The organism is Pseudomonas sp. zjy_15 (assembly GCF_043101865.1).
GTDB classification, from domain to species: domain Bacteria; phylum Pseudomonadota; class Gammaproteobacteria; order Pseudomonadales; family Pseudomonadaceae; genus Aquipseudomonas; species Aquipseudomonas putida_Y.
Map to the genome: position 1 here is coordinate 1 of NZ_JBICII010000100.1, position 10745 is coordinate 10745.

The following is a 10745-nucleotide window of genomic DNA, read 5'->3' on the forward strand; positions in this document are numbered from 1 at the left end:
GGGGATCGCGCCAGTTTTTAGAAATTGAGCAAGACAGTTGCTCCCACAAGGGCCACCGACTCTTCATGAATAGCCGAATCATCAAACCGCTGTGCACGGTCATCGCCTTGTTGGTCGGCGCCGTAATCCTCTGGCAGGCCTACAGCGCCTTTCAGGCTCGCTACCTGCGCCCGTTCGACAACCAGGCCACGCTGTTCGACGGCAGCCAGTTACAGCTACCTGCCGAGCTGGCCGGTGCGGGCCCGATCCGCGTGGTGCATTTCTGGGACCCGGCCTGCCCATGCAACGTCGGCAACCAACAGCACCTGGGCGACCTTGTCAGCCAGTTCGCAGGCCACGACGTTACCTTCCATGTGCTGCAAAAGCCCGGCAGCCACGGCCAGCTACCGGCCAATATCGGTAGCTTGCAACCCATCACCCACCTGCCCGGCAGCGAGCACCTGCCTGCCTCCCCGGCCGTGGCCATCTGGGACCGGCAAGGCCGCCTGGCTTACTTTGGCCCGTACAGCGAAGGCGCCGTGTGCAACGCCAGCAACAGCTTCATCGAGCCAATCCTCAAGGCTTTGCTCGACGGCCGCCAGGTCAGCGCCTCCAATACCCTGGCGGTAGGCTGCTACTGCCCTTGGTCGGGCTGACGGACCCGCGCCGGATTGCCCACCACCGTCGCGCCCGCGGGCACATCCCGGGTCACCACACTGCCGGCGCCGACGATGGCGTTATCACCGATGCTCACCCCCGGCAGGATGATTGCCGCACCGCCAATCCACACGTTGTCGCCGATGGTCACCGGCCGCCCGCTCTCCAGCCCGCTGCGCCGCACTTCAGGATCGAGCGGATGGTCGGCGGTGTAGATCTGCACGTTGGGGCCGATCTGGCAGTCGTCGCCGATACGCACCGGCACCACATCAAGAATCACGCAGTTGAAGTTCATGAAGGTATTACGGCCAACGCTGATGTTGTAGCCGTAGTCGCAATAGAACGGTGGGCGAATCACCGCGCCTTCGCCAACCTGGCCAAAGTGCTCCACAAGCAGCCCGTGGCGTGCGTCGTTGAGCAGTTCGACACTGTTGTTGTAGCGGTGCATCCAGTGCTTGTTGGCGATCTGCTCAGCCTGCAGTTCAGGGCAGCCAGCGTGGTAGAGCTGGCCGGTGAGCATTTTGTGTTTTTCGCTGAGGGACATGGAAACTCCTTCCTGGGGCTATGCTCTGTTCGCGAATCCGCCGATGATCGGACCACATTTTCCGTTTGAATGCACAAGGAGTCTGAATGAAGCGCAGCCTGACCCTGCTGGCGGTGGTAGTCACCGTGGCCGCTGGCGCCGGTTACTGGTACGTGCAGGGCAAGCTGCCGCAGCGCGAGGGCGAGGTCGCCGTTACCGGTCTGCAAGCCCCGGTCAGCGTGCGCTACGACGCCCGCGGCGTGCCACACCTGCAGGCACAGAGCGAGCCGGACCTTTACCGCGCACTGGGCTACGTGCATGCCCAGGACCGGCTGTTCCAGATGGAGATCCTGCGCCGCCTGGCCCGTGGTGAACTGGCTGAGGTGCTCGGCGACAAGCTACTGCCCACCGACACCCTGTTCCGCAGCCTGCGCATACGCGAGCAGGCCGCGCTGATGGCCAAGCGGCAGGATCCGCAGGCGCCGGCATGGCAGGCCCTGCAAGCCTACCTCGATGGGGTCAACAGTTGGCAGGCCAGCCACCCCAAACCCACGGAATTCGACCTGCTCGGCATCCCCCCGCGCCCGTTCACCGCCGAGGACACGCTGAGCATCGCCGGCTACCTGGCCTACAGTTTTGCCGCCGCGTTCCGCACCGAGCCTGCTCTGACCTACATCCGCGACCAGCTTGGGCCTGACTACCTGAAAATATTCGACCTTGGCTGGCAACCCGAGGGCGCGCTGGGCACGCCACTGGCCGCCGCCGACTGGCAAAGCCTGGAAGCACTTGCACGCTTAAGCCATGAGGCGCTGGGCGACGCCGGTATCCCGCAGTTCGAAGGCAGCAACGCCTGGGCGGTGGCGGGTAGCCGCACCCGCAGTGGCAAGCCGTTGCTGGCTGGCGACCCGCACATCAGCTTCGCCGTACCTGCGGTGTGGTATGAGGCCGAGCTGTCAGCGCCCGGCTTCAACCTCTACGGCTATTTCCAGGCACTCAACCCGTTCGCCCTGCTCGGCCACAACCGTGACTTTGGCTGGAGCCTGACCATGTTCCAGAACGATGACGTTGACCTGGTCGCCGAAAAGACCAACCCCGCCAACGCCGATCAGGTGATGGTCGATGGCCAGTGGCACACACTGGAAACGACCGAACAGAAGATTGCCGTCAAAGGCGAGCAGCCGGTCACCATCAGCTTGCGCCGCTCGCCCCACGGCCCGATCGTCAACAACGTGCTGGGCAGTACCTCCGGCACCACGCCAATCGCCATGTGGTGGGCATTCCTGGAAACTGAAAACCCGATCCTCGACGGCTTCTACCAGCTCAACCGCGCCGACACCCTGGGCAAGATGCGCGAGGCCGCCGCCAAGGTTCACGCGCCCGGGCTCAACTTTGTCTGGGCCAATGCCCGTGGCGATATCGGTTGGTGGGCAGCGGCAAAGCTGCCAATCCGCCCCGACGGCGTCGACCCGGCGTTCATCCTCGACGGCGCCAATGCGCAGGCCGACAAGCTCGGTTTCTACCCCTTCAGCGTCAACCCGCAGCAGGAAAACCCCACGCGCGGCTATATCGTTTCGGCCAACTACCAGCCACCGGCGGCGGTGCCAATACCGGGTTACTACAACCTGCCCGACCGTGGCCGCCAGCTTGATCGTCACCTGGCCAACCCAGAGGTGAAATGGGACACCCAAAACAGCCAGGCACTGCAGCTGGACACCGCCAGTGACTATGGCCCGCGCACCCTTGCCCCGCTCCTGGCAACCCTGCGTGCAGTGGCCGAAGGTGACGAAGAGAAAGAGCTGGTCGAGCAACTGGCGGCTTGGGCTGGCGACTACCCGCTCGACTCGACCAGCGCCACACTGTTCAACCAGTTCCTCTATGAACTGGCATTCGCGGCCCTGCATGACGAGCTGGGCGATACCTGGTTCCCGGTGCTGATCAGCACCCGCGTGATCGACGCCGCCTTGCCACGCCTGGCAGCGCAAGCCGATTCACCCTGGTGGAACACCCGTGGTGGCAGCCAGCATACCGACCGTACCGCCGTCGTGCGCACGGCCTGGCAGAAAAGCTTGAAGCATCTGCGTGACACCCTGGGCAGCGATCCGGCCAGCTGGCAATGGGGCAAGGCCCATACCCTGACCCACAACCATCCGCTTGGGGTGAAAAAACCGCTGAACCTGCTGTTCAACGTTGGGCCATTCGCCGCACCCGGTACCCATGAAGTGCCGAACAACCTCTCGGCGAAGATCAGCTCTGCGCCATGGCCGGTGACCTATGGGCCGTCGACGCGGCGGCTGATCGACTTCGCCGATGCCGGGCAGGCCCTGACCATCAACCCGGTCGGGCAGAGTGGCGTGCCGTTCGACCGGCATTACGCGGACCAGGCTGAGGGGTATGTGCAGGGGCAGTATCAGCGGGCGCAGATGGGGGTAATTCCGGCGCAGAGTACCTTACGGCTGGTCCCCCCGAGGTAAGGGGCTGCTTTGCAGCCGGTTCGAGCAAAAGGGCTCTAGGGTGCTGTGCGGGCAGGACTGAAAAAAAACGCCGACACAAAGGTGTCGGCGTTGGCACATACCGGGCGTTGCTAGCGAAATCAGAACGCCGGCAGTACGGCACCTTGGTACTTCTTGGCAATGAATGCCTTGACTTCCGGGCTGGTCAGGGCCTTGGCCAGTTTCTGGATGGCCTCACTGTCCTTGTTGTCCGGGCGGGCCACCAGGAAGTTCACGTAGGGCGAATCGGAACCTTCGATCACCAGCGCATCTTTAGCCGGGTTCAGTCCAGCTTCGAGGGCATAGTTGGTGTTGATCATGTCCAGGTCGACCTGGTCCAGCACACGGGGCAGCATGGCCGACTCAAGCTCGCGGAACTTCAGCTTCTTCGGGTTTTCGGCGATGTCCTTGGGGGTGGCCAAGGCATTCTTCGGGTCTTTCAGGGTAATCAGGCCGGCTTTCTGCAGCAGCAGCAAGGCGCGGCCGCTGTTGCTGCCCTCGTTAGGGATGGCAACGGTTGCGCCTTCTTTCAGCTCGCTTAGGGCCTTGACCTTCTTCGAGTAACCACCGAAGGGCTCTACGTGTACACCCACCACGGTTTCCAGGTGGGTGCCCTTGCCTTCGTTGAAGTTCTGCAGGTACGGCAGGGTCTGGAAGTAGTTGGCATCCAGACGCTTCTGGTCAACCTGCACGTTCGGCTGTACGTAATCGGTGAAGACCTTGATCTGAAGGTCCACGCCTTCTTTTGCCAGGGTCGGCTTGATCAGTTCGAGAATTTCGGCGTGCGGTACCGGGGTAGCGGCAACCACCAGTTTCTCGGCAGCAGCGGCCAGGCCGGAGAACGACAGGGCAGCAGCCAGGGCAGTGGTCAGCAGGGTCTTCTTCATGGTGGTCCTTGTTCTGAATCTGGGCCATCGACGATGGCGAATCGGGTGCCCAACCGGTTCACCAGTGGGCTTGAGGCGGACGATACCCAAATTTTTTATTCCGCAACAATATCTTTTACTTAGCTGCTTATTCCAAAAACATAATGGCATCAGCCGCTCTCCCCATGAGCGATGCCTAACGCGCGGGGTCGGGCAGGTCGAGATCCTCTGGCAGGATCTCTTCGCCGTCATTGACCAGCAAGGCAAAGTGGATGACGTTCTCCAGCTCGCGGGTATTACCGGACCAGAAATGTGCCTCCAGCACCCGCTGCGCCGCCTCGCTCACCAAGGGCACAGGTCGCTGCAGGCGCACGCTGTAGATGCCCACGAAGTACTCGGCCAGCGGCAGGATATCGCCCGGTCGCTCGCGCAGCGGCGGCAGTTCCAGCGCGCCCTCGCGCAGATACTGGTACAGGCGCTCGTTGAAGCGCCCTGCACGTACCACACGGGCCAGGTCGATGCTGGTGGCGGCGACCAGGCGCACATCCACCGGCTGTGGCTGCTGCGCACCCACCCGAGTGACCTCGCGGTTTTCCAGGGCCGCCAGCAGCTTGCCCTGGATGGCCAGCGGCAAGTCGGCAATCTCGTCCAGGTACAAGGTGCCGCCGCTGGCCGAACCGAACCAGCCGGCACGGCTGCTGACCGTACCGCCATGGCTACCGGCGCTATAGCCAAATAGCTCGGCATCGGCGTAGGTGGGGCTGATGGCCGCGCAGTTGACCGACACGAACAACCCACCACGGTCGCTGGCACGGTGGATCTGCCGGGCCAGCAGCTCCTTGCCGGTACCGGTCTCGCCACGGATCAGCACCGGCAAAGGTTGTGGCGCCAGGCGCTCAAGGTCCTCGCGCAGCCGCTGCGAGCGCGGGTCGATGAACACCAGCGCCTTGGCACGAATGCTCAGCGGGCTCTTGTCCAGCTCGGGGAAGGTCAGCAGCGGCTGGCCGAACGGGTTTTGAAACGTCATGACGAACTCCCGCCCCAGGCCCGTAATGGCCAGGCGTCAGGCAAAGGGTGAACAGTGAGGGCGATCAGGCGCGGAGCAGTGCGCGCTGCTCGATCCGGCTCTGCAAGCGATACAGGTAGGCGAAGCCTTGTTCCCAGCGCTCATGACCGGACTTGACGTTGATGTGCCCGGCATTGCTCAGCAACCCTGCTTCGGCGCCCCATGCCTGGGCCAGGTACAGCGCCCTCGGCACGCTCACGGCCGGGTCGTTGTCCGAGCTGACGACCTGGCTGGGGAACGGCAGCACCTCGGTAGGGATCGGCGCAAAGTTGCGCAGCACTGGCGCGCAGGTGGGCCGTTCGACATCTGCCGGCGCCACCAGCAGTGCACCACGCACCTGCCGCAGCAAGGCCGGGCTTGCCTGCGCAGCCCAATGGGCGACAGTGATGCAACCGAGGCTGTGGGCAATCAGGATCACCGGCGAGCGCTCGGCGGCAATCGCCTGCTCCAGCGCGTGCACCCAGTCCTGCCGCTGCGGGGTGAGCCAGTCGTCCTGTTCGACCCGGGCACTGTTGGGCAGGGTGCGCTGCCAGTGACTTTGCCAATGGTTGTCTGGCGACCCTTGCCAGCCCGGCACAATCAGGTAGCGAATCGAGTCATTGCGCATGGGGACGCCTCCAGTAAGTTTGCGTGCTTGGAGACAAGTATAGGGAAGGCGATATATACGTAAAGGAATAAGGAGATATTTGGTAATTCCTTAATAGAATAAACAACACACTGCAATCGCTCTCGCGTAAAGGGCTGCATAACCGCCCCGTCCACCTTTCAGGTAAGAAAAACCCGGGACCATGCCCGGGTTCTCTTAATCTTGTGCGACTCAGATATCCGCCACCTTCTGCCACACCTTCGGCCGGAAGAACAACGTTTCCCCCCGCGCCAACCCGGTCAGGCTGTCATGGTCTTTCACCACCTCGGCCTCGATCAGCTCGCTCTGCCCTTCCACCTTCAAGGTCACCCGCGTGGTCGCGCCCAACGGCCTAATGTCGCGCACCTCGGCCGCGTGGTGCCCTTCGGTCTCATGCCGCGACAGCGATACCTCGTGCGGGCGGAACAACACGTGGTGGCCCTCGCTCAGGGCAAGGCGGTTGGAGTCCCCCAGGAAGTGGTAGACGAAATCGTTGGCCGGCTGATCGTACACCTCACCCGGCGAGCCGATCTGCTCGATCACGCCCTTGTTCATCACCACGATGCGGTCGGCTACTTCCATGGCTTCTTCCTGGTCGTGGGTAACGAATACCGACGTCAGGTTGATATCCTCGTGCAGCCGCGCCAGCCAGCGACGCAACTCCTTGCGCACCTTGGCATCCAGCGCACCGAATGGCTCGTCCAGCAGCAGCACCTTCGGCTCCACCGCCAGGGCGCGGGCCAGGGCGATACGCTGACGCTGGCCACCGGAAAGCTGCTCAGGGTAGCGATCGGACAGCCAGTCCAGTTGCACCATGTTCAGCAACTCATGCACCTTCTCGGCAATCTTGCTCTCGCTCGGGCGCTCGCCCTTGGGCTTCATGCGCAGGCCGAAGGCGACGTTGTCGAACACGCTCATGTGGCGGAACAGCGCGTAGTGCTGGAACACGAACCCGACGTTACGGTCACGCACGTCATGGCCGGAAACGTCCTCGCCATGGAACACGATGTTGCCCTGGTCCGGGGTTTCCAGGCCGGCAATGATGCGCAGCAGGGTGGTCTTGCCGCAGCCGGACGGGCCGAGCAAGGCCACCAGCTCGCCGCTGTTGATGTCCAGGTTGATAGCGTTCAGGGCCTGGAAGGTGTTGAAGCGCTTGCTGACGTTACGAACTTCGATCGACATGAATCATTCCTCCGCGGCGCTGTGGCGCAGGCGGTTAATACGGTTCTCGCTCCACTGCTTGAGCAGCAGGATGAAGAGCGCCAGGATCAGCAACAGGCTGGCCACGCTGAAGGCCGCGACGTGGTTGTACTCGTTGTAGAGAATCTCCACATGCAGCGGCAAGGTGTTGGTCACGCCACGGATATGGCCCGACACCACCGACACCGCGCCGAACTCACCCATGGCCCTCGCGGTACACAGCACCACGCCGTAAATCAGGCCCCATTTGATGTTCGGCAGGGTCACGTGCCAGAACATCTGCCAGCCATTGGCACCGAGCAGCCGTGCAGCCTCCTCCTCTTGCGTGCCCTGCTCCTGCATCAGCGGGATCAGCTCACGGGCCACGAACGGTACGGTAACGAAAATGGTCGCCAGGACAATGCCAGGCAGGGCGAACACGATCTGGATATCGTGGTCCTGCAGCCACGGACCGAACAGGCCTTGCGCGCCAAACATCAGCACGTAGACCAGGCCGGCGATCACGGGCGAGACCGAGAACGGCAGGTCGATCAGGGTGACCAGGATGCTCTTGCCACGGAAGGTGTACTTGCTCACGCACCAGGCGGCGCTTACGCCAAATACCAGGTTGAGCGGCACCGAGATAACCACGGCGAGCAGGGTCAACTTCAGCGCCGACAACGCATCGGGTTCGAAAATCGCCTCGAAGAAGGTGCCAAAACCGTTCTTCAGCGCCTGGGATACCACGATCACCAGCGGCAGCAGCAAGAACAGGGTGAACACCAGCCAGCCAAGGCCGATCAGGATACGCCGCGCCGTGGCACTGCCACGGCGGGCGGCGTTGGCTGCGGCACTTGCACTCAGGGATGAACTGGACATGCCGGCCTCCTTCAAGGGGTTTCGATGCGGCGCTGCAGCAGGTTGATCAGCAGCAGCAGGATGAAGGAAACCACCAGCATCAGCACGCCGATGGCGGTCGCGCCGGTGTAGTCGTACTGGTCGAGCTTGACCATGATCAGCAGCGGCAGGATCTCGGTCTTCATCGGCATGTTGCCGGCAATGAAGATCACCGAACCGTACTCGCCTACGCCACGGGCGAAGGCCAGGGCGAAGCCGGTGAGCCATGCCGGCAGCAGGGCCGGTGCCAGGATGTGGCGGAACACCTGCAGTGGTTTGGCCCCCAGGCAGGCTGCAGCCTCTTCCACTTCACGCGGGATGTCAGCCAGTACCGGCTGCACCGTGCGCACCACGAACGGCAAGGTCACGAAGGTCAGTGCCAGGGTGATGCCCAGCGGGGTGTAGGCGATCTTGAAGCCCAGGTCGGTGGCGAACTGGCCGACCCAGCCCTGCGGCGCGTACAGGGCCGTCAGGGCGATACCGGCAACCGCGGTGGGCAAGGCGAACGGCAGGTCGATCATGGCATCGATGATCTTGCGTCCGGGGAAGGTGTAGCGCACCAGCACCCAGGCCAGCAGGGTACCGATCACACCGTTGATGATGGCGGCGAACAGGGCGGTGCCGAAACTCAGCTTGAGCGCGGCGATCACCCGCGGCGCACTGATGATGTTCCAGAACTGCTCGAAGGTCAGCTGCGAGGCATGAATGAACATGGCCGCCAACGGTATCAGCACGATCAGGCTGAGGTACACCAAGGTGTAGCCCAGCGTCAGCCCGAAGCCGGGTATGACGGGGGAGATACGACGCGACATAAATATCCCTGGTTGAACGCACTCAGCCCGGAAACAATCCCGGGCCGGTGCAAGCTTTTGAATCCTGGGGCTGCTTGGCAGCCCATTCGCGACACAAGGCCGCTCCCACAGGGGATCATGGTTCCTTGTGGAGTCGACCCTGTGCCGCGAATGGCCCGCAACGCGGCCCCGCTTCCCTTTGGCCCTTACTGTGCCTGATAGATCTGGTCGAACACACCGCCATCATTGAAGAATTTCGGTTGTGCAGCCTTCCACCCACCAAAGTCCTTGTCGATGGTCACCAGGTCCAGTTTCGGGAACTGCTTGCCGAACTCCGCAGCGACTTTCTCGTCACGCGGGCGGTAGAAGTTCTCGGCGGCAATCTTCTGCCCGGCCGGGCTGTACAGGTGCTTGAGGTATTCGCTGGCAATCTCGGTATTGCCCTTGCGCTCGGCGTTCTTGTCGACCACGGCCACTGGCGGCTCGGCCAGGATCGACAGCGACGGCACGACAATGTCGAACTTATCGGCACCACCGTCTTCCTTCAGGGCCAGGAAGGCCTCGTTTTCCCAGGCCAGCAACACGTCGCCCTGGCCATTGTTGACGAAGGTGATGGTCGAACCACGGGCGCCGGTATCCAGCACCGGTACATGCTTGAACAGCTCCTGCACATACGCCTTGGCCTTCTCTTCGCTACCGCCGGCCTTCAGGCCGTAGGCCCACGCCGCGAGGAAGTTCCAGCGCGCACCGCCAGAGGTTTTCGGGTTCGGGGTGATGACCGACACATCCTTCTTGATCAGGTCGCCCCAGTCCTTGATGCCTTTCGGGTTGCCCTTGCGCACCAGGAACACGATGGTCGAGGTGTACGGGGTGCTGGCGTCAGGCAGGCGGGTCTGCCAGTTCTCGGGCAGGGTCTTGCCAAGCTTGGCCACTTCGTCGATGTCACCGGCCAGGGCCAGGGTCACCACGTCGGCGCGCAGGCCGTCGATCACCGCACGGGCCTGCTTGCCCGACCCCCCATGGGATTGCTGGATTTTCACCTTGTCACCCGGGTGGGCCTGTTGCCAGTGTTTGATGAACTCGGCGTTGTACTGCTGGTAAAGCTCACGGGTCGGATCGTAGGACACGTTGAGCAGTTCGTAGTCCTTGGCGATGGCGGAACCGGCAAAAACAGCACTGGCCAGGGCGGCGAGCGCATAACGGCGGATGGACATGGTGAAGCTCCCGAATGGCATTTTTCCAGTTTTGGATGTTGCGCCGCAGATCAGCCGGGCTTGTTGCCGGGCTGTTGCAGGCGGAACTTCTCCTTGCGCTCGATCTGCACGACCTGAGCGTTGTGCACGGTGATCTCCACCGCACCGAAACGCAGGCCGCGCAAGGCGCTCTGAATTTCACGCAAGAGGGTGGCTTCGTCCTGGCCGTCGATGCTGCGCAGAGATGCACTCATGCTCGTTCTCCTTGGAGTGAGGGCGCCGGGCAGAGGTTTGAAGGGGGGTTGCGCCTGGCTTGAGGGCAATAGTAGTGAGGCGCAGTTATTCTTAAAAATACTGTTTAAGAATTTTTATATAACCTTTTTAAAGCACACGCCCCTTGTAGGAGCGGGTTTACCCGCGAATACGGTGGTGGATGCACCATCGCATTCGCGGGTAAACCCGCTCCTACAGGGGGCCATA

The 10745-nt window shown here is 62.6% G+C and carries 11 protein-coding genes; 2 read left to right on the forward strand and 9 right to left on the reverse strand.

Going from position 1 to position 10745, the window contains the following annotated elements; translation table 11 throughout:
* The first annotated feature begins 65 nt into the window (after positions 1 to 65).
* Positions 66 to 635: a DUF6436 domain-containing protein gene (locus ACF8EF_RS18130; protein WP_209969299.1), complete on the forward strand. Its 570-nt coding sequence runs from the start codon at positions 66 to 68 to the stop codon at positions 633 to 635.
* Here the strand turns inward: ACF8EF_RS18130 and ACF8EF_RS18135 are convergent.
* Positions 614 to 1180, reverse strand: coding sequence for a sugar O-acetyltransferase (locus ACF8EF_RS18135; RefSeq protein WP_084850185.1), 567 nt, complete (start codon positions 1178 to 1180; stop codon positions 614 to 616). The genes ACF8EF_RS18130 and ACF8EF_RS18135 overlap by 22 nt on opposite strands.
* Positions 1181 to 1266: 86 nt before the next feature.
* On the opposite strand from ACF8EF_RS18135, the gene ACF8EF_RS18140 reads away from it, so the two are divergent.
* Positions 1267 to 3630, forward strand: a complete 2364-nt coding sequence (locus tag ACF8EF_RS18140; RefSeq protein ID WP_392460434.1) for a penicillin acylase family protein — start codon at positions 1267 to 1269, stop codon at positions 3628 to 3630.
* A gap of 119 nt (positions 3631 to 3749) precedes the next feature.
* Here ACF8EF_RS18140 and ACF8EF_RS18145 read toward each other — a convergent pair whose 3' ends face one another.
* From ACF8EF_RS18145 to oscA, 8 genes are all read right to left on the reverse strand, one after another.
* Positions 3750 to 4535, reverse strand: coding sequence for a MetQ/NlpA family ABC transporter substrate-binding protein (locus tag ACF8EF_RS18145; protein WP_021783565.1), 786 nt, complete (start codon positions 4533 to 4535; stop codon positions 3750 to 3752).
* Between the two features lie 175 nt (positions 4536 to 4710).
* Positions 4711 to 5541 (reverse strand): sigma 54-interacting transcriptional regulator, encoded by an 831-nt coding sequence (locus tag ACF8EF_RS18150; protein WP_176682802.1) that lies wholly within the window; start codon positions 5539 to 5541, stop codon positions 4711 to 4713.
* Positions 5542 to 5605: 64 nt separating this feature from the next.
* A complete protein-coding gene (locus ACF8EF_RS18155; RefSeq protein WP_392460435.1) occupies positions 5606 to 6187 on the reverse strand; it encodes an alpha/beta hydrolase in 582 nt (193 codons plus the stop codon).
* Between the two features lie 210 nt (positions 6188 to 6397).
* Positions 6398 to 7387, reverse strand: coding sequence for a sulfate/molybdate ABC transporter ATP-binding protein (locus ACF8EF_RS18160; RefSeq protein WP_392460436.1), 990 nt, complete (start codon positions 7385 to 7387; stop codon positions 6398 to 6400).
* 3 nt (positions 7388 to 7390) lie between these two features.
* The gene (cysW, locus tag ACF8EF_RS18165; protein WP_176682804.1) at positions 7391 to 8263 is read right to left on the reverse strand and encodes a sulfate ABC transporter permease subunit CysW; all 873 of its coding nucleotides are present in this window, start codon (positions 8261 to 8263) and stop codon (positions 7391 to 7393) included.
* Between the two features lie 11 nt (positions 8264 to 8274).
* Positions 8275 to 9093, reverse strand: coding sequence for a sulfate ABC transporter permease subunit CysT (gene cysT / locus ACF8EF_RS18170; RefSeq protein WP_010955699.1), 819 nt, complete (start codon positions 9091 to 9093; stop codon positions 8275 to 8277).
* Between the two features lie 185 nt (positions 9094 to 9278).
* A complete protein-coding gene (locus ACF8EF_RS18175; protein WP_176682805.1) occupies positions 9279 to 10286 on the reverse strand; it encodes a sulfate ABC transporter substrate-binding protein in 1008 nt (335 codons plus the stop codon).
* 50 nt (positions 10287 to 10336) lie between these two features.
* On the reverse strand, positions 10337 to 10519 hold the full coding sequence (gene oscA / locus ACF8EF_RS18180; protein WP_392460437.1) for a sulfur starvation response protein OscA: 183 nt from the start codon (positions 10517 to 10519) through the stop codon (positions 10337 to 10339).
* Positions 10520 to 10745: the final 226 nt, after the last annotated feature.

What these genes read in the sequence shown, in the direction of transcription:
- ACF8EF_RS18160 (WP_392460436.1), bottom strand. Translation starts at nt 7,387, where the DNA reads ATGTCGATCGAAGTTCGTAACGTCAGCAAGCGCTTCAACACCTTCCAG.
- ACF8EF_RS18135 (WP_084850185.1), bottom strand. Translation starts at nt 1,180, where the DNA reads ATGTCCCTCAGCGAAAAACACAAAATGCTCACCGGCCAGCTCTACCAC.
- ACF8EF_RS18155 (WP_392460435.1), bottom strand. Translation starts at nt 6,187, where the DNA reads ATGCGCAATGACTCGATTCGCTACCTGATTGTGCCGGGCTGGCAAGGG.
- cysT (WP_010955699.1), bottom strand. Translation starts at nt 9,093, where the DNA reads ATGTCGCGTCGTATCTCCCCCGTCATACCCGGCTTCGGGCTGACGCTG.
- ACF8EF_RS18140 (WP_392460434.1), top strand. Translation starts at nt 1,267, where the DNA reads ATGAAGCGCAGCCTGACCCTGCTGGCGGTGGTAGTCACCGTGGCCGCT.
- ACF8EF_RS18130 (WP_209969299.1), top strand. Translation starts at nt 66, where the DNA reads ATGAATAGCCGAATCATCAAACCGCTGTGCACGGTCATCGCCTTGTTG.
- oscA (WP_392460437.1), bottom strand. Translation starts at nt 10,519, where the DNA reads ATGAGTGCATCTCTGCGCAGCATCGACGGCCAGGACGAAGCCACCCTC.
- ACF8EF_RS18150 (WP_176682802.1), bottom strand. Translation starts at nt 5,541, where the DNA reads ATGACGTTTCAAAACCCGTTCGGCCAGCCGCTGCTGACCTTCCCCGAG.
- ACF8EF_RS18145 (WP_021783565.1), bottom strand. Translation starts at nt 4,535, where the DNA reads ATGAAGAAGACCCTGCTGACCACTGCCCTGGCTGCTGCCCTGTCGTTC.
- ACF8EF_RS18175 (WP_176682805.1), bottom strand. Translation starts at nt 10,286, where the DNA reads ATGTCCATCCGCCGTTATGCGCTCGCCGCCCTGGCCAGTGCTGTTTTT.
- cysW (WP_176682804.1), bottom strand. Translation starts at nt 8,263, where the DNA reads ATGTCCAGTTCATCCCTGAGTGCAAGTGCCGCAGCCAACGCCGCCCGC.